Origin of the sequence: Pseudomonas sp. WAC2 (assembly GCF_030403525.1) — a bacterium.
In the GTDB taxonomy this organism is placed as follows: Bacteria; Pseudomonadota; Gammaproteobacteria; order Pseudomonadales; family Pseudomonadaceae; genus Chryseomonas; species Chryseomonas luteola.
This window is the reverse complement of record NZ_JAUEPD010000008.1, coordinates 293,136-309,326: the sequence shown is the minus strand read 5'-3', so window position 1 is coordinate 309,326 and position 16,191 is coordinate 293,136. Positions and strand designations below refer to the sequence as shown.

Sequence of the window (16,191 nt, the reverse complement as noted above, 5' to 3'; positions counted from 1 at the left end):
GCATTCTACGCTAACCTCTTGTCCTGTCAAGCATTTTGTTCAACCGGTCTAACCCGCTGAACCGCTTGCCGGACCTGCCGGATCAGGAAACCTGTTCTGGCAGCGGGAGGCGTATTCTACACAAACCCTGGGGCTTGTCAACTACCGCTTCCCTCTTTCCGCTTCTGCCAGACCGGAGGCCTGACCCTGACTAAACAGCTAACCCATTGATCTACAAGGCTTTTTACTGTTCCGTTGCAGCGGAAGTGGGGCGCATTATAGGCCCCTCCGCTCACAGGTCAAGCTTTATTTTGAACTACTCAGCTTTAATAACGATGCGGGCAAATGCCTTCTTGCCTGCCTGACAAACATGAGTAGCACCCAACTTGAAGACAAAGCTTCGATCTACTACTTCACCATCAACCTTTACGCTACCTGCGTTCAGCAAATCACGTGCAGCAGCTGAGTTCTTTACCAGACCTGCGCGATTGAGCACTGCGGCTACGGGCATATCCTCCGCAGTCGTTAACGTTACCTCTGGAATTTCCTCTGGCAGCTCGCCGTCCTTCATGCGATTGCCAGCAGAACGGTGAGCGGTAGCAGCTGCCTCCTCACCATGGAACCGGGCAACGATCTCCTCGGCCAACTTGATCTTGATATCGCGCGGATTGGCACCCGCCTTTACATCATGGCGAAACGCTTCAATCTCACTCATCGCCCTAAAGCTTAAAAGCTCAAAATATCGCCACATCAGCGAATCAGGCATTGAAACGATCTTATTGTACATAACGCCAGGCGCTTCCTGGATACCTATATAGTTGCCAAGCGACTTGGACATCTTCTTGACGCCATCCAGCCCCTCAAGCAAAGGCATAGTGAGAATGGACTGCGCCTCTTGGCCATAGGCACGCTGCAACTCGCGTCCCATTAACAAATTGAATTTCTGATCAGTTCCACCAAGCTCGACATCTGCTTTCAATGCAACCGAGTCATATCCCTGAACCAAGGGGTACAAGAACTCATGAATTGCAATGGGTTGATTAGTCGCGTACCGCTTACTGAAATCGTCACGCTCAAGCATACGTGCGACCGTGTACTGAGACGCCAGGCGGATAAAGTCAGCCGGTGTAAGCTTGTCCATCCAAGTAGAGTTAAACGCCACTTCAGTCTTCGCAGGATCCAATATCTTGAAGACCTGTGCTTTATAGGTTTCGGCGTTTTCAAGAACCTGGTCACGCGTCAACGGCGGACGAGTCGTGCTTTTACCACTGGGATCGCCAATCATGCCTGTGAAGTCGCCAATCAGGAAAATGACTTGATGACCCAGCTCCTGGAACTGACGTAGCTTATTGATCAGAACGGTATGGCCTAGATGAAGGTCTGGAGCTGTAGGATCAAAGCCTGCTTTGATACGCAACGGAGTCCCTTTCTCAAGCTTTGTAATGAGCTCAGATTCAACCAAAAGCTCGTCAGCTCCACGCTTGATCAGCGCTAACTGTTCTTCTACCGATTTCATTAGCCAATCCCGCTTAAATTAATGGCGCAACCATACAAGATCACCTGATAAAAACAAGATTTCCAGAAACCTCTACCTATCAGGCACATATTGAAAATTATTAAGGGTTGTTCGGAACTTTATTTGATTATATTTTAGGCAGTTATTCATGCTCAAAAGCACCGCTACGTCATGACACAACCAACTCCAAAAAGCCCGTTGTATCCTAAAAGCCATATCCTGGCTGCTAGTGGGGTCGCTGCGCTTCTGAGTTTGGCTCTGCTGGTGTTTCCTTCTCGCGATGTCGAGGCAAAGAAAACGCTCGTTAATATGGATATTCAGAATAGTGCTGAGCGCATTATTCAAGAAAAGGATGACCTTCGACAGCTAAGCACTCTCTCAGAGCCTGAAGCGTCCACAACTGAAAGTCCGTTCGCCAGTATTCCTGAGTCAACCGAAACGGCTCAAGAACCCAACTCAGCTGAACCCTCTTCTACCGAAAGCCTTGCCTCAGTTGACCCTCAGTGGAAAGTCGAAACTGTTAAAAATGGCGACACGCTTTCCACATTATTCTCGGCAGCCGGCTTGTCAGCAAACGTTCTGCAAGACGTTTTAAATAGTGACAAAGAAGCCAAAGCCCTTAGCCGAATTCATATAGGCCAAAAGCTCGAATTCAAGGTATCTCAGACCGGTGACCTGCTCGGCTTCCGAAGCAAGCCAAACGCCTTGGAAACCATCACGATCTCCAAAGCTGAAGGTAGTTATGACTTTAAGCGTGAAATAGCGCAGCCTGATGTTGAAAAGGCTTATGCACGCGGCGTTATTGATAGCTCTCTATTTACAGCTGGCCGACGCGCCGGCCTATCCCATGACATGATCATGTCACTGGCCAACGTATTCGCCTATGATATTGACTTCGCACTGGATATACGAGAAGGCGACGAATTCGAGGTCATCTACGAAAAGAAGGTGGTCGATGGAAAGCGTGTCGGCAACGGCAACATTCTAGCGGCGCGCTTCACCAACCGCGGTAAAACCTTTACCGCAGTCCGCTATACCAGCAAGCAAGGCACTACGAATTACTACACGGCTGACGGTAGCAGCATGCGTAGGGCATTTATTCGTACTCCAGTAGAGTTTACCCGTATCAGCTCCCGCTTTTCCTTAGGTCGTTACCATCCTGTCCTGAGCAAGATTCGTGCGCATAAGGGTGTGGACTACGCAGCGCCAACCGGTACGCCTATCCATGCGACAGGGGATGGCAAAGTGGTAGAAGCTGGGCGCAAGGGTGGTTACGGAAACGCTGTAGTAATCCAGCACGGACAGCGCTACAGCACTGTTTATGGACATATGAGCAAATTCGGTCAAGGCATTCGACCAGGCGTACAGGTCAAGCAAGGACAGGTTATTGGATATGTAGGCATGACAGGACTCGCAACGGGACCTCATTTGCACTATGAATTCCGCATCAATGGTACGCATGTCGATCCGCTCGGCGTAAAGCTACCTATGGCTGATCCTATCGCAAAAAATGAGGTGAAACGTTTCTTGAGCCAAAGCCAGCCTTTAATGGCCCGCATGGACCAGGAAAAGTCCACCCTTCTTGCCATGAACAAGCGTTGACAGGTATGGCGCTTTATATAGGGCTAATGTCTGGTACCAGCTTGGACGGACTGGACATTGCCCTTATTGATCAAACGGCTAACAGATGCACGCTCATCGGCTCTCATTATGTGCCGATGCCATCGAGCCTCAAACATAAGCTTCTTGAGCTGTGCAGTGCTGGCGACAACGAACTGGAACGTGCCGCACTGGCTGAGCAGGATTGGGTCCATTTGGCTGCTCAAGGTATTGAGCAACTCCTCAGCGAAGCGCAGCTATCGACCTCGCATATAAGAGCGATTGGTAGTCACGGGCAGACAGTCAGGCATAGTCCATCTGATGGCTACACAATTCAGATCGGTAACCCGGCACTTCTTGCAGAGCTGACGGGAATTGATGTTGTTGCAGATTTTCGTCGACGGGATGTTGCTGCTGGTGGACAAGGCGCTCCCCTCGTCCCCGCTTTTCACGCGGCCATCTTTGGAGACCCGGCGAAAGAGCGAGCCATTCTTAACATCGGCGGCTTTACTAACATTACATTGCTATCACCCGGCCACCCTATAGAAGGCTTCGACTGCGGCCCAGGTAATGTATTGATGGATGCATGGATAAACGAGCACAAAGGCGAGCCTTATGACCAGTTTGGTACCTGGGCTGCCAGTGGCACCATTTCATCCATGCTTCTTAATGCCTTTTTGTCTGATCCTTTCTTTGCCAAACAAGGGCCTAAAAGTACTGGGCGCGAGCTATTCAACTTAAGCTGGTTAGAACAAAAGCTCTCAGTACTTCCTGCGATACCGGTAGCCGATGTTCAGGCAACCCTGGTCGAGCTTACCGCTATTTCTGTCTGTGATTCGCTGCGACTGGCTCAACCCACATGTGCCGAGCTATTTATCTGCGGCGGCGGTGCTCACAATGAGTTTCTGCTTAAGCGACTCTCTGCTCATTTACCAGAAACGCTCGTTACAACCACAGACACACTTGGCGTTTCGCCAGACTGGGTAGAAGCAATGGCATTTGCCTGGCTAGCACATTGTTTTGTTGAGCGCATACCGGGTAACTGCCCGGACGTAACAGCGGCTAAGGGGCCTAGAATCTTAGGCGCGCTGTATCCTGCCTAAGCGAAAGCGCCGCGTTTAAACGCGGCGCCTCAGTAAAGTCTTCTTAGATTGAGAAAGACTGACCGCAGCCACATGTAGTTGCCGCATTAGGGTTCTTAATGACGAAACGCGAACCCTCCAGCCCCTCCTGATAATCAACTTCAGCGCCAGCCAGATACTGGAAGCTCATGGGATCGACAACCAGACTTACGCCGTCACGCTCTACAATGGTGTCGTCTTCGGCCGTATCTTCATCAAATGTAAAGCCGTACTGGAAGCCAGAACACCCTCCCCCCGTCACAAATACGCGCAGCTTAAGACGAGGGTTGCCCTCCTCGTCGATTAAGTTCTTTACCTTATTGGCTGCACCGGGGGAGAACAATAAGGGAGTCGGAATGAAGGTTTCGATGGTCATGCTTGAATCTCCCGGCTTTCGCCGATACCAACTGCAATATGCAACATTATCCGCTTAACCCAGAAAAATGGTCAACTATTCTGCGACCGACCGATAATTAAAACTTAAATCGCTTATAAGGTGACGCCTGCAACACGGGCATCTACTATCTCTGGTTTTATATTGCCGGAGATACCTGATGCTCTATCTATGGATCAAAGCGTTACACATCATAGCTTTAGTCTGCTGGTTTGCCGGTCTGTTCTATTTGCCCCGACTATTTGTCTACCACGCGCAAAGTGAAGACACCGTTAGCCGTGAGCGCTTCATTCTGATGGAGCGAAAGCTCTATCGAGGAATCATGCTGCCTTCAATGTTGGCTACGCTTGTTTTCGGCATTGTATTACTGGTCCTGAATCCAGGCTGGCTGAGTCAGGGCTGGATGCATACCAAGCTTGCACTTGTCTTTTTGCTGGTCGGCTATCACCACATGTGCGGTGCCATGCTGAAACGCTTTGCGCGAGGTGAAAACAAACACACTCATGTATTCTATCGCTGGTTTAATGAAGCTCCTGTCCTGATCCTGATTGCGATCGTGATTCTGGTTGTCATCAAACCCTACTAAATTTCCAGACGCAGCATATCCTGACAATATGCTGCGTGCCTCCTCTATTGTGCGACAAGGAAGCTCGCCATGTCCGATACGCGTTACAAAATTACCTTTGATGGGCAATTGCTCCCCGGCGTCAATCGAGATGATGTACTGGAGAGTCTTGCGAAACTTTTCAAAAGTGATACGCAGAAAATAGCCCAGCTGTTTCGCGGTCCGGTTACATTAAAAAGGGACCTTTCGGAACCTGAAGCTGATCGTTATCTGGCAGCCTTGAGACAAGCTGGCGCTCAAGCCAGGAAAGAACAGGACTTGGCCTCCATGCTTACGCTGGTTGAGGACAAAGAAACACCAGCAATAGAAAGCACACGGTTAATGACTTGTCCAAAATGTGGACATGAACAGACCAAGCGCGACGAATGCGAGCAGTGCGGCATTATTGTTGAAAAATACCTGGCACGTCAGGCTGAGCTAGCGTCAGAGCCGCCCGCACCGTCAGCTGCGCCAGTCATGGCCGCGTCTCCTTATGCTCCGCCTCAAGCAGACCTTTATACCCATGGCGAACATGAATACGGTACCTTGAAGGTCTTCAGCCTCAAAGGTCGAATAGGACGCCTGCGCTTTTTAGCTTGGTCGCTTGTAGCATCTGCCGCTTTTTTTGCCTCCTTTTTTGCACTACTGACAACGTTAGGGATCGCAAGTCTCATGACGTCGCATCCCTCAATCCTTACAGGGCTTGGGCTTAGTGCCCTGCTTGGTCTTGCAATGCTATTCATTAACCTGAGCATAGGTGTTCAACGCTTGCATGATTTAGGCTGGTCAGGCTGGCTCTGGCTTTTGAGCATCGTTCCGCTCATAGGAGGCCTGTTTACCTTCGTGCTGATGGTCTTACCAGGATCACGTACAGCCAATCGCTATGGTGCACCGCCTCCACCTAACAGCATAGCGGTCAAGCTTTTAGCGGGTGTCTGGCTATTTATTGTGATCGCTATGATTCTGGCCTCCCTTGTGCGCCCTAGCTAAGGGCACCCTGCCATGCCGGAGCGGTCCAACTCCATGCCGTACTTCTGAGGGAGCATCATGCCTCGCTATGCATTAATTACTGGCGCCTCTAGTGGAATAGGCCTTGCGCTTGCTGAAGCACTGGCGCGCCGCGGTCATCCCTTGATCTTACTTGCCCGAAAGCGGGAGGCACTTGAAAGCATTGCCAGTGAGCTGGCCCAGCGATTTGGCGTGGAAGTACTTTATCGCGTTTGCGATCTGTCGGAGCCGCTGCATGTGACAGGGCTTCTGCACGAGCTTGAGCAGAGCGAGAAGGTTATCGACCTGCTTGTGAACTGTGCAGGCATGGGGACTAGCGGCCCCTTTCTTTCCTCCGACTGGTCACGCGAGCAGCACCTTATTGAGTTAAATGTGCTGGCCCTGACTCGCCTCTGCCATGCCCTAGGTGAGCACATGGCTCAACAGGGCGGCGGACAGATTCTCAACGTGGCTTCGACGGCCGCCTTCCAGCCCATTCCGCTTATGAGCAGCTATGCCGCCAGCAAGGCGTATGTCCTGCATTTTTCCGAAGGGCTGCGTGAAGAACTAAAAAGCCGAGGCATTTCCGTCTCGGTGTTATGCCCTGGCCCAACGCGTACAAGCTTTTTCCGAAAAGCCGGCATGCAGACCGCCTCAATGGAGAAAGGCAAAACCATGATGGGCGCCGAGGAGGTTGCATTGATCGCCATGCATGGCCTCGCCAAGCGCAAGGCCATCATTCATTGCGGATGGCGAAACCGCCTGACGACAATGGTACCTCGTTTTTTGCCACGCTCACTTGTAAGAAAAGTTACCGCCAGAATAGGCCGCATGCTGACATCACCTTGACTTGCGTCTGTGCGCAAAAGATAACCCTCGCTACACTTTGATCTTCAAATACACAGGAGACATCCATGGACTGCCTGTTCTGTAAAATCGTGGCGGGAGAGATTCCAGCCCGCAAGCTTTATGAGGACGATCATGTCATTGCCTTCCATGACATATCGCCCCAGGCGCCCGTTCATTTTCTTGTCATTCCCAAGAAGCATATCGCCACGCTTCATGATCTGAGCGAAACCGATGACAAGACGCTAGCAGGTCATATCCTGTTTACGGCACAACGCCTGGCCCAGGAACAAGGTTGCGATGAAGGCTTCCGGGTGGTCATGAACTGTAATCCAATGGGTGGACAAACGGTTTACCACATCCATATGCATGTACTTGGCCAACGGCAAATGACGTGGCCGCCGGGTTAAGCGTTCCTTTACCCTCCCCTGATTTGAACCTGGAGACTGGAATGGCTAACGATCGTCACTATTCCCCTGCAGATCACCTGTTCATGCAGGTTGATGCTGCATTAAAAACACTACTGCCCTTCAATGGACACCCTAATAGGGCCTCTCCTGCGCTGAGTCATTCGGAAGCCGAGCTGGATGAGTCCAGCACCCGGCACGTGGCTGGACTGATGCGCATCAACCACACCGGAGAAGTGTGCGCACAAGCGCTCTATCAGGGACAGGCCTTGACAGCCAAGCTGCCTGAAGTTCGAAGCGCCATGGAAGAAGCCGCTGACGAGGAAATTGATCACCTCGCCTGGTGCGAACAGCGAATTAAAGAGTTGGGAAGCCATACCAGCGTACTTAATCCATTGTTCTATGGCCTATCATTTAGCATCGGCGCGACTGCTGGCCTGATCAGCGATCGTCTCAGCCTTGGCTTTGTCGCCGCGACAGAAGAGCAAGTCTGTAAGCATCTTGATGAGCACCTGATGCAACTTCCTTCGGAAGACAAGCGCTCCCGAGCGATTCTTGAGCAGATGCGCATTGACGAGGAGCAACATGCGGATCATGCCCTGGATGCAGGCGGGCTACGCTTCGCTACGCCTATCAAACTTGGCATGACGCTTCTTTCAAAGGTCATGACCAAAAGCACATACCGCATTTAAGACAACAAAAAGGGCGCTCAAAGCGCCCTTTTAATTTCAACCTGCTGCTTAACGAGGCAGGTTACGACCAGAAAATATCTCACGCATCTCATGCTTGAGGCGTTGCGTTACCTGCTCACGCTGCTCACGCGAAAGGTTCCGAGTAGCATCACCAAACAGGTAATTTTCTAGCTCGAACTCTTTCAATAGCATCTTGGTGTGGAACAGATTGTCTTGATAGACGTTTACATCCGTCATCTGATAGGCCGAACGCGTGTCTTCAGACAGGTAGTTCTGGATGGAATTGATCTCATGATCGATAAAGTGCTTGCGTCCTTCCACATCGCGGGTAAAACCACGAACGCGATAGTCGACAGTCACAATATCCGAATCAAACTGATGAATCAGATAATTCAATGCCTTTAGCGGTGAGATGACGCCACAGGTAGACACATCGATATCGACACGGAATGTGGCAATGCCATCAACGGGATGAATTTCCGGATAGGTATGAACCGTAATATGGCTTTTATCCAGATGCCCTAGAATTGTTTCGCGTAGCGGACCGGGTGATTCCTCGATCTGGCTTTCGGTAGGCTCAACAGGCTGCTCCGAAATGAGAATGGTCACACTGGCGCCCTGAGGGTCGTAATCCTGGCGAGCGATATTCAGAATATTGGCACCGATGATATCCACGACGTCTGTCAGGATCTGAGTCAGACGCTCGGCGTCATACTCTTCATCAATGTATTGTACATAGGCTTGCTGATCTTCTGACGTCTCTGCATAGCAAATGTCATAGATATTGAAGCTCAAGGTCTTCGTCAGGTTGTTGAAACCATGGAGCCTGAGTTTACTTTTCACCGTAGGGAACTCCCATAGGTACGGTCTCTGACCGTGGTCGTGAATGCCCGTCATCTGCATAAGGCGCAGGTGCGTAGGGCCGTTTCATACCTCTTCGCATTGGCGATTGTGGCTGTGCTTGTCGGGCCTTGCCCTGAAAAGGGGCGCATTATGCAGAGCCTGAGGGCTATCCGCCAGAGGTTGCGCCCGAAAGACGATGAATTGATGACAGTCAGGGCTTAATTAAGCTCTATGATCTCGTATCCGTGCGAAATCTCGACGCCTGCACGCTCCAGCATGATGGAAGCTGAACAATACTTTTCTGCAGACAGCTCAATGGCGCGCTTGACCTGCGCTTCCTTCAAGTCACGGCCCTTGACCACAAAGCGGATGTGTATCTTGGTAAATACCTTGGGTTCGGATTCAGCCCGCTCAGCCTCAAGAAAGGCCTCACAGCTCTCTACAGCCTGGCGAGATTTCTTTAAGATACTCATCACATCAAAGCTGGTGCAGCCACCCAAGCCGATTAGCAGAGCCTCCATTGGGCGGACGCCTAGGTTACGACCGCCATGATTAGGAGGGCCGTCCATGACAACCACATGGCCACTGCCCGACTCGCCCAGAAACATGGCCTCACCGGCCCATTGAATTCGTGCTTTCACCATGAGACTCCACAGCAAGTAAAAAAATAGAGTACCACAGCCCCATAAATGTGATGGAATGCCATCAAACTGCCATTAAACTGTTAGTCACGTCGCACACTTCACAAGTCGTGATCTGCAGAGTAAAAATTCACTTTAATTTAGTGGCAAACTTGCCGATATGTTCAAATCCCTGTAGACAAGGCTTGTCTCAACTTCAGGAACCAGCATGGCCGCTATTATTCCTCCTGCAAAACTTCAACATCTCGATAAACTGCTCGCGCATTGCTCGCGTCGCCGCTATACCGCCAAGACGACGATCATTTATGCGGGTGATAACAGTGAAAGCCTGTTCTTCATCCTCAAAGGGTCGGTAACGATTCTGATCGAGGACGACGAAGGTCGCGAAATGATCATCGCCTATTTGAATGCGGGCGACTTTTTCGGCGAGATGGGGCTATTTGCCAAGGAAGGAAGCGAACCCGAACGCAGCGCCTGGGTTCGTGCACGCACGGAGTGCGAGGTTGCCGAGATCAGCTACAGCCAGTTCAGAGAACTGAGCCAGCAAGATCCCGACATGCTCTTCTCGCTGGGCCGCCAGATGGCCGAGCGTCTGCGCCAGACTACGCGTAAGGTAGGTGATCTTGCCTTCCTGGACGTGACTGGTCGTGTCGCTCGTACGCTGCTTGACTTGTGCAAACAGCCCGACGCCATGACGCATCCGGACGGTATGCAGATCAAAATCACGCGCCAAGAAATTGGTCGCATCGTTGGATGCTCACGTGAAATGGTCGGTCGCGTACTCAAGTCTCTGGAAGAGCAGGGCCTTGTCCATGTGAAAGGCAAGACAATGGTTGTGTTTGGTACTCGCTAAACACACCATGCTCTGACAAAAAAGCCGGCTCGCGCCGGCTTTTTTATTGATCACTCTACGTCGGGGGAGGAGATCCCCGCGCGTCTTTCAGGAAAGAACAGCCGATGCAGCTCGTGTCCGGGATCCTCTGCACGCATGAATGCTTCACCTACTAAAAAGGCATGCACATCACTGACTTGCATCAGCTCAACGTCAGCCCTGTTCAGAATGCCACTCTCGGTTACCACCAGACGCTCTCGCGGAATAGATGGCAACAGGTCCAGTGTTGTTTCCAGGCTCACCTCAAATGTATGCAGATTGCGGTTATTGATACCGATCAGCGGCGTGTCGAGTGTTTTCAGCGCGCGCTCTAACTCATTTGCATCGTGGACCTCAACAAGCACATCGAGGCCAACCGATTTTGCGGTAGCGGCCAACTCTGCCATCAAGGTATCGTCCAGGGCGGACACAATGAGAAGAATGCAATCAGCACCAATCGCACGGGCCTCAACGACCTGATATGGATCGATCATGAAGTCTTTACGAATGATAGGTAACGAGCAGGCTGCCCGGGCTTCCTTCAAATAGGCATCGCTGCCTTGAAAGAAATCGATATCCGTCAGGACCGAAAGACAGGTCGCGCCGCCTGCTTCATAGCTTCGTGCAATATCTGCCGGCACGAACTCCTCCCGCAGGACACCCTTACTGGGCGAGGCTTTCTTGACCTCAGCAATGACCGCTGGTTCTCTTCGCGCCACGCGATCCATCAGGGCCAGGGCAAATCCTCTTGGTGATTCAGAGGCCTGCGCCAAGGCCTCCAGATCGGCCAGTGGAAGCGCTGACTTACGCTGTGCTACTTCTTCAGCTTTGCGGGCCAGGATTTTTTGCAGAACGGTAGGTACGCTCACGCTTGATTCTCCACTTTGTATACCGCTGTAAAGCTGGCCAACTCATCCATTTTTTCCCGGGCAAGGCCGCTGTACAACGCGTCATGCGCCAGATTGACACCTTCGTGCAAAGTGGAAGCCAGATCGGCTGAATACAACGCGGCTCCCGCATTGAGCACAATCATGTCAGCCGCCTTTTGCCCGGCCTCGGTTTTACGACGCCCCAAGGCATCTCGGATCAAGCTCAATGAAGCCTCCGGGCTGTCGACTGTAAGCCCGATCAGGCTCTGGCTCTTGATACCAACATCCTCTGGAAGGACTTCGTATTCATGAATTTGTCCATCCTTGAGTTCAGCAACACGTGTAGGCGCCGCTAGGCTGAACTCGTCAAGCCCATCCCTGGAGTGAACAACCAGCACATGCTTACTGCCTAGCCGCTGCAGCACTTCGGCAAGGGGACGGCACAGTGCAGGCGTAAATACCCCTACCACTTGATGTAAGACACCGGCTGGGCTGGTCAACGGACCTAGCATGTTGAATAACGTACGCAGCCCCAGAGACTTGCGAGGGCCCGCAGCATGGCGCATCGCACTGTGATGAGATTGGGCAAACATGAAGCCTACGCCTATCTCGTTAACGCAGCGGGCTATTTGTTCGGGCGTCAGGTTGAGATAAATCCCTGCCGCTTCAAGCAGGTCGGCACTGCCGCTTTTACCTGAAACAGCACGGTTGCCGTGCTTGGCTACCTTTCCCCCAGCAGCCGCGACAACAAAGACAGAAGCCGATGATACATTGAAGATATTGGCCCCATCCCCTCCTGTTCCCACGATATCCACAACGTGCTCAAGGCTGGGCAATTCAACCTTGGTAGCCAGCTCGCGCATCACGCTTACGGCACCACAGATTTCATCGATGGTTTCGCTCTTGATACGCATGCCCATGAGAAAAGCGCCGATCTGGGCATCATCACATTGCCCGGTCATGATCTGGCGCATGACGTCCTGCATTTCGCTTGTGGTCAGGTCGAGTTGACTGACGATTTTGCCGAGCGCTTCCTTGATATCCATGACTAGCGTGCGCCTCCGGTCTGCTTGAGGAAATTGGCCAGCAGGTCATGACCGTATTCGGTAAGAATCGACTCGGGGTGAAACTGGACACCTTCCAGCATGTACTCGCGGTGACGGAGCCCCATGATTTCATCCATGGTTCCATCTTCGTGTTGAGTCCAGGCAGTAATTTCCAGACAGTCCGGCAGCGTTTCCCGTTTCACCACAAGCGAATGGTAGCGCGTGACCGTAAAGGGGTTGGGCAATCCGGCAAATACACCCTCGCCCTTGTGATAAACCAGGCTCGTTTTGCCATGCATCGGCTCACGTGCTCTGACCACCTCACCTCCAAATGCCTGCCCCAAGCTCTGATGACCAAGGCACACACCCAAAGTAGGCACTTTGCCTGCGAAATGTTTCAGCAGTTCGAGCGAGACACCTGCCTCATTCGGTGTGCAGGGGCCTGGGGAAACGACAATGCGCTCCGGCGCCAGCGCATCGATTTCGTTTACGGTCGTTTCATCGTTGCGTACGACTTTTACGTCTGTCCCTAACTCGCCCAGGTATTGCACGAGGTTGTAGGTGAAGGAGTCGTAGTTATCCAGCATCAGTAACATGGTAGCGCTCCTTCAGGTACGCGAAGTCGTAGAAGTTTGTTCAGCCAGTGCAACCGCGCGGAACATCGCACGACGTTTATTGATCGTTTCTTCCCATTCCGCAGCAGGTTGAGAGTCTGCAACGATGCCCCCACCGGCCTGAACATGAAGCTCACCGTTTTTGATGACGGCAGTGCGAATCGCGATAGCAGTATCCATATTGCCATTCCAGGCCAGATATCCTACGGCACCGCCGTAGACACCTCGCTTGACAGGCTCCAGCTCGTCGATGATTTCCATGGCGCGGATCTTCGGCGCGCCGGACAGCGTACCTGCCGGCAGGATGGCACGCAGGGCATCCATGGCATTGAGACCGTCCTTGAGCTGGCCGGTCACGTTGGACACGATGTGCATGACATTGGAATAACGCTCGATCACCATTTTTTCGGTCAGCTTGACCGAGCCGGTCGACGATACGCGGCCAACATCATTACGACCCAGATCGATCAGCATCAGATGTTCGGCAATTTCCTTTTCATCACTGAGCAGGTCTTTTTCGAGCTCAAGATCCTGCTCTTCAGACGCTCCTCGTGGACGCGTTCCGGCGATAGGTCTAACCGTTACCAGCCCTTCCTCTACTCGAACAAGGACTTCCGGTGAACTGCCCACAACATGGAAATCACCAAAGTTAAAGAAGTACATGTAGGGGGTTGGGTTGAAGCAGCGTAGCGCGCGATAGAGATCGATGGGGGCGGCCTTGAAATCGATGGACATCCGCTGGGAAGGCACGACCTGCATGCAGTCCCCGGCCAGGATATAGTCCTTGATCTTGACAACCGCCTGTTCGTAATCCGCTTGAGTAAAGCTGGCTCGAAACTTGGGTTCCTGCGCCTGAGGCGCACTAAAGTCGAGTCCACGGCGCGGCATAATAGGCTGACGCAGGCGCTCCAGTAATTCATCCAGGCGCGCCTTGCCTTGGTCGTAGGCATTTTCATCGGCCGGGTCGACCAGCACGATGGCATGCATCTTGGTAGATAGATTATCGAACACCACGACAGCATCAGATACCATCAGCAGGATATCGGGATTGCCCAGCGGGTCAGGATTGGGACAGGCACCCAGGCGCTTTTCAACGTAGCGGACACAGTCATAACCGAAATAGCCGACCAGGCCCCCATTGAAGCGCGGAAGGTTAGGCAGTGTGGGCACGCGGTAGCGCTGCTGGAATGCTTCGACAAACGCTAGCGGGTCCTCGACCTCAACGGCTTCGACGACCTCATCGCCCTCATGAATCGTGGCCTGGTGGCCATAGACTCGCAGTACGGTGCGACTGGGCAGCCCGATAATGGAGTAGCGACCCCATTTTTCACCACCTTGAACAGACTCAAGCAGGTACGTATTGGTGGTATCGGCCAACTTGAGATAAAGCGACAGCGGCGTGTCGAAATCGGCCAGGGTTTCGAATGTCAGGGGAATACGGTTATAGCCGGCAGCGGCCAAACGCAGGAATTCTTCGCGGGTCATGATCAGCCTCGTGGAGGGTAAAGGTCAGGTGCAAAACGCGCCGGGCATGCCGGCCAGGAATGAGTCAGGCGCGCCAGCGCCAACGCGCCAGGGCCTTGATGACCTTCATCCACAGTTTGCAGGTGACCACCACGATTCGATCTCTTCGCCGGGTAGATAGGAATACGGCCACACTAGCTCAGGCAACTCGCTGAATCAACCTCTTTGCCATAGCGAGTGTGGCATTTTATCGCTAAGCCAGTAACTGCCTAAGGTCGTCCAGTAGCCAGTCAGGTGACTCATCGGCTATGGGCTGACCATGATTGTAGCCATAGGTCATCGCGACGCAGCGCACTCCGGCAGCCCGTGCGGCGCGGATATCGTTACGTGAGTCGCCAATGAACAGGGCGTCGTCAGGCTTGGCACCCGCCTTGCCCATGACATAGAGAAGCCCGGCAGGATCAGGCTTTTGTTGAGGTAACGTATCCCCTCCTACGATCCAGGAGAAAAAATCGCCTAACTGCATGTCATCCAGAAGTGGGCCAACAAAGCGCTCCGGCTTGTTGGTAATGACGGCCATCGCAATCCCTTTAGCCTTGAGCGTCGCCAGCGCTTCCTGAACGCCGGGGTACACGACCGTGAGCTCGTGGCTGCCCCCATAAAGAGACATGAAAAGGCTCAGTGCCTCATCTGCCTCAGCCTCCGTGATGTGGCTGTGCTCCATCTGATCCGCCAAGGCACGACGAACCAGCACACGGGCTCCATTGCCAATCCACAGCCTGACCTTATCCAGCCCTGCAGGGGGTCGACCTAGCGTTTCAAGCATGGCATCAACCGCTGCGGCCAGATCTGGGGCTGAATCGAGAAGCGTGCCGTCCAGATCAAACATGATCAGCCGTGGCTGCTCTCCATCAAACAAGGTTTCCAGCACGCCTTGACTCATACCGCACGTGCCTTGGCCAGCTCATTACGCATGGTCTTGATGACCTCTGCATAATCCGGCGCATTAAAGATGGCGGAGCCCGCAACAAACGTATCGGCACCGGCACGTGCGATTTCACCGATGTTGGAAACGTTGACGCCGCCATCGATTTCCAGACGAATCGGCAGGCCGGAGGCATCGATCAGCTCACGTGCCTCGCGCAGCTTGTCGAGTGTTTTCGGAATGAACTTCTGGCCACCAAAGCCCGGGTTCACACTCATCAGCAACACCATGTCGATCTTGTCCATGACATATTTCAGGCAGTCCAGGGACGTCGCCGGGTTAAAGACCAGCCCTGCTTTGCAACCACCTGCCTTAATGAGCTGCAGTGAGCGGTCGATATGCTCTGAAGCCTCCGGGTGAAAGGTGATGAACGAGGCGCCCGCCTCGATGAAATCACCGATAATACGATCCACTGGCTTGACCATCAGATGCACATCGATAGGCGCCGTCACGCCATACTTGCGTAGCGCCGAACAGACCATGGGGCCAATGGTAAGATTGGGCACATAGTGGTTGTCCATAACATCGAAATGGACGATATCGGCGCCCGCTGCGAGCACCTTGTCTACATCTTCACCCAGACGGGCAAAGTCAGCGGAGAGGATCGACGGAGCGATAGCATAAGGTTGCATGGAAAAGCCTCAAGGCAAGTCAGCGGAAAGCGGCATTGTACCCAATGCAGCGGCTGGGCATTCATGCATTAGAGAGCTGAC

The 16,191-nt window shown here is 52.7% G+C and carries 17 protein-coding genes and 1 pseudogene; 8 read left to right on the top strand and 10 right to left on the bottom strand.

Annotated features, from left to right (window positions below; all coding sequences use genetic code 11):
* Positions 1–295: 295 nt before the first annotated feature.
* Positions 296–1,495: a tyrosine--tRNA ligase gene (gene tyrS, locus QWJ10_RS18230; RefSeq protein WP_289928691.1), complete on the bottom strand. Its 1,200-nt coding sequence runs from the start codon at positions 1,493–1,495 to the stop codon at positions 296–298.
* A gap of 171 nt (positions 1,496–1,666) precedes the next feature.
* Between tyrS and QWJ10_RS18225 the strand changes: the two genes are divergently transcribed.
* Positions 1,667–3,097 (top strand): peptidoglycan DD-metalloendopeptidase family protein, encoded by a 1,431-nt coding sequence (locus tag QWJ10_RS18225; RefSeq protein WP_197871454.1) that lies wholly within the window; start codon positions 1,667–1,669, stop codon positions 3,095–3,097.
* A 5-nt stretch (positions 3,098–3,102) separates the two neighbouring features.
* The gene (locus QWJ10_RS18220) at positions 3,103–4,197 is read left to right on the top strand and encodes an anhydro-N-acetylmuramic acid kinase (protein ID WP_026004193.1); all 1,095 of its coding nucleotides are present in this window, start codon (positions 3,103–3,105) and stop codon (positions 4,195–4,197) included.
* Positions 4,198–4,240: 43 nt separating this feature from the next.
* Here QWJ10_RS18220 and erpA read toward each other — a convergent pair whose 3' ends face one another.
* Positions 4,241–4,591, bottom strand: a complete 351-nt coding sequence (gene erpA, locus QWJ10_RS18215) for an iron-sulfur cluster insertion protein ErpA (protein WP_019367557.1) — start codon at positions 4,589–4,591, stop codon at positions 4,241–4,243.
* Positions 4,592–4,769: 178 nt separating this feature from the next.
* Here erpA and hemJ point away from each other — a divergent pair, with 178 nt between their 5' ends.
* The 5 genes from hemJ to coq7 all read left to right on the top strand — a co-directional run bounded on the left by hemJ (position 4,770) and on the right by coq7 (position 8,145).
* On the top strand, positions 4,770–5,195 hold the full coding sequence (gene hemJ / locus QWJ10_RS18210; protein ID WP_019367556.1) for a protoporphyrinogen oxidase HemJ: 426 nt from the start codon (positions 4,770–4,772) through the stop codon (positions 5,193–5,195).
* 69 nt (positions 5,196–5,264) lie between these two features.
* Positions 5,265–6,203 (top strand): DUF805 domain-containing protein, encoded by a 939-nt coding sequence (locus QWJ10_RS18205; protein ID WP_197871452.1) that lies wholly within the window; start codon positions 5,265–5,267, stop codon positions 6,201–6,203.
* Between the two features lie 57 nt (positions 6,204–6,260).
* Positions 6,261–7,049: an SDR family oxidoreductase gene (locus tag QWJ10_RS18200; protein ID WP_019367554.1), complete on the top strand. Its 789-nt coding sequence runs from the start codon at positions 6,261–6,263 to the stop codon at positions 7,047–7,049.
* Positions 7,050–7,114: 65 nt separating this feature from the next.
* On the top strand, positions 7,115–7,456 hold the full coding sequence (locus QWJ10_RS18195; protein WP_010795959.1) for a histidine triad nucleotide-binding protein: 342 nt from the start codon (positions 7,115–7,117) through the stop codon (positions 7,454–7,456).
* A gap of 41 nt (positions 7,457–7,497) precedes the next feature.
* The gene (gene coq7, locus QWJ10_RS18190; RefSeq protein ID WP_197871450.1) at positions 7,498–8,145 is read left to right on the top strand and encodes a 2-polyprenyl-3-methyl-6-methoxy-1,4-benzoquinone monooxygenase; all 648 of its coding nucleotides are present in this window, start codon (positions 7,498–7,500) and stop codon (positions 8,143–8,145) included.
* Positions 8,146–8,193: 48 nt separating this feature from the next.
* Here coq7 and speD read toward each other — a convergent pair whose 3' ends face one another.
* Together speD and QWJ10_RS18180 are read right to left on the bottom strand one after the other, a co-directional pair.
* A complete protein-coding gene (gene speD / locus QWJ10_RS18185) occupies positions 8,194–8,988 on the bottom strand; it encodes an adenosylmethionine decarboxylase (RefSeq protein ID WP_289928669.1) in 795 nt (264 codons plus the stop codon).
* Positions 8,989–9,206: 218 nt separating this feature from the next.
* Positions 9,207–9,629, bottom strand: a complete 423-nt coding sequence (locus tag QWJ10_RS18180) for an OsmC family protein (RefSeq protein ID WP_289928724.1) — start codon at positions 9,627–9,629, stop codon at positions 9,207–9,209.
* 208 nt (positions 9,630–9,837) lie between these two features.
* Between QWJ10_RS18180 and crp the strand changes: the two genes are divergently transcribed.
* Positions 9,838–10,482 (top strand): cAMP-activated global transcriptional regulator CRP, encoded by a 645-nt coding sequence (crp, locus tag QWJ10_RS18175; RefSeq protein WP_010795963.1) that lies wholly within the window; start codon positions 9,838–9,840, stop codon positions 10,480–10,482.
* A 50-nt stretch (positions 10,483–10,532) separates the two neighbouring features.
* Here the strand turns inward: crp and trpC are convergent, their stop codons facing one another.
* The 6 genes and pseudogenes from trpC to rpe all read right to left on the bottom strand — a co-directional run bounded on the left by trpC (position 10,533) and on the right by rpe (position 16,110).
* The gene (gene trpC, locus QWJ10_RS18170; RefSeq protein ID WP_289928665.1) at positions 10,533–11,369 is read right to left on the bottom strand and encodes an indole-3-glycerol phosphate synthase TrpC; all 837 of its coding nucleotides are present in this window, start codon (positions 11,367–11,369) and stop codon (positions 10,533–10,535) included.
* Positions 11,366–12,415, bottom strand: a complete 1,050-nt coding sequence (trpD, locus tag QWJ10_RS18165) for an anthranilate phosphoribosyltransferase (RefSeq protein ID WP_289928662.1) — start codon at positions 12,413–12,415, stop codon at positions 11,366–11,368. Before trpD ends, trpC begins: the two co-directional genes overlap by 4 nt.
* 2 nt (positions 12,416–12,417) lie before the next feature.
* A complete protein-coding gene (locus QWJ10_RS18160) occupies positions 12,418–13,011 on the bottom strand; it encodes an aminodeoxychorismate/anthranilate synthase component II (RefSeq protein ID WP_289928660.1) in 594 nt (197 codons plus the stop codon).
* Positions 13,012–13,023: 12 nt separating this feature from the next.
* Positions 13,024–14,514, bottom strand: a complete 1,491-nt coding sequence (trpE, locus tag QWJ10_RS18155) for an anthranilate synthase component I (RefSeq protein ID WP_289928658.1) — start codon at positions 14,512–14,514, stop codon at positions 13,024–13,026.
* A 64-nt stretch (positions 14,515–14,578) separates the two neighbouring features.
* Positions 14,579–15,436, bottom strand: a pseudogene (locus QWJ10_RS18150) (phosphoglycolate phosphatase).
* The gene (gene rpe, locus QWJ10_RS18145; RefSeq protein ID WP_122041487.1) at positions 15,433–16,110 is read right to left on the bottom strand and encodes a ribulose-phosphate 3-epimerase; all 678 of its coding nucleotides are present in this window, start codon (positions 16,108–16,110) and stop codon (positions 15,433–15,435) included. Before rpe ends, QWJ10_RS18150 begins: the two are co-directional and overlap by 4 nt.
* Between the last annotated feature and the right edge of the window lie 81 nt (positions 16,111–16,191).

Bases quoted from the DNA above. Each gene is read 5' to 3' on its own strand.
- tyrS (WP_289928691.1), bottom strand. From the start codon at position 1,495: ATGAAATCGGTAGAAGAACAGTTAGCGCTGATCAAGCGTGGAGCTGAC.
- QWJ10_RS18225 (WP_197871454.1), top strand. From the start codon at position 1,667: ATGACACAACCAACTCCAAAAAGCCCGTTGTATCCTAAAAGCCATATC.
- QWJ10_RS18220 (WP_026004193.1), top strand. From the start codon at position 3,103: ATGGCGCTTTATATAGGGCTAATGTCTGGTACCAGCTTGGACGGACTG.
- erpA (WP_019367557.1), bottom strand. From the start codon at position 4,591: ATGACCATCGAAACCTTCATTCCGACTCCCTTATTGTTCTCCCCCGGT.
- hemJ (WP_019367556.1), top strand. From the start codon at position 4,770: ATGCTCTATCTATGGATCAAAGCGTTACACATCATAGCTTTAGTCTGC.
- QWJ10_RS18205 (WP_197871452.1), top strand. From the start codon at position 5,265: ATGTCCGATACGCGTTACAAAATTACCTTTGATGGGCAATTGCTCCCC.
- QWJ10_RS18200 (WP_019367554.1), top strand. From the start codon at position 6,261: ATGCCTCGCTATGCATTAATTACTGGCGCCTCTAGTGGAATAGGCCTT.
- QWJ10_RS18195 (WP_010795959.1), top strand. From the start codon at position 7,115: ATGGACTGCCTGTTCTGTAAAATCGTGGCGGGAGAGATTCCAGCCCGC.
- coq7 (WP_197871450.1), top strand. From the start codon at position 7,498: ATGGCTAACGATCGTCACTATTCCCCTGCAGATCACCTGTTCATGCAG.
- crp (WP_010795963.1), top strand. From the start codon at position 9,838: ATGGCCGCTATTATTCCTCCTGCAAAACTTCAACATCTCGATAAACTG.
- trpD (WP_289928662.1), bottom strand. From the start codon at position 12,415: ATGGATATCAAGGAAGCGCTCGGCAAAATCGTCAGTCAACTCGACCTG.
- QWJ10_RS18160 (WP_289928660.1), bottom strand. From the start codon at position 13,011: ATGTTACTGATGCTGGATAACTACGACTCCTTCACCTACAACCTCGTG.
- trpE (WP_289928658.1), bottom strand. From the start codon at position 14,514: ATGACCCGCGAAGAATTCCTGCGTTTGGCCGCTGCCGGCTATAACCGT.
- rpe (WP_122041487.1), bottom strand. From the start codon at position 16,110: ATGCAACCTTATGCTATCGCTCCGTCGATCCTCTCCGCTGACTTTGCC.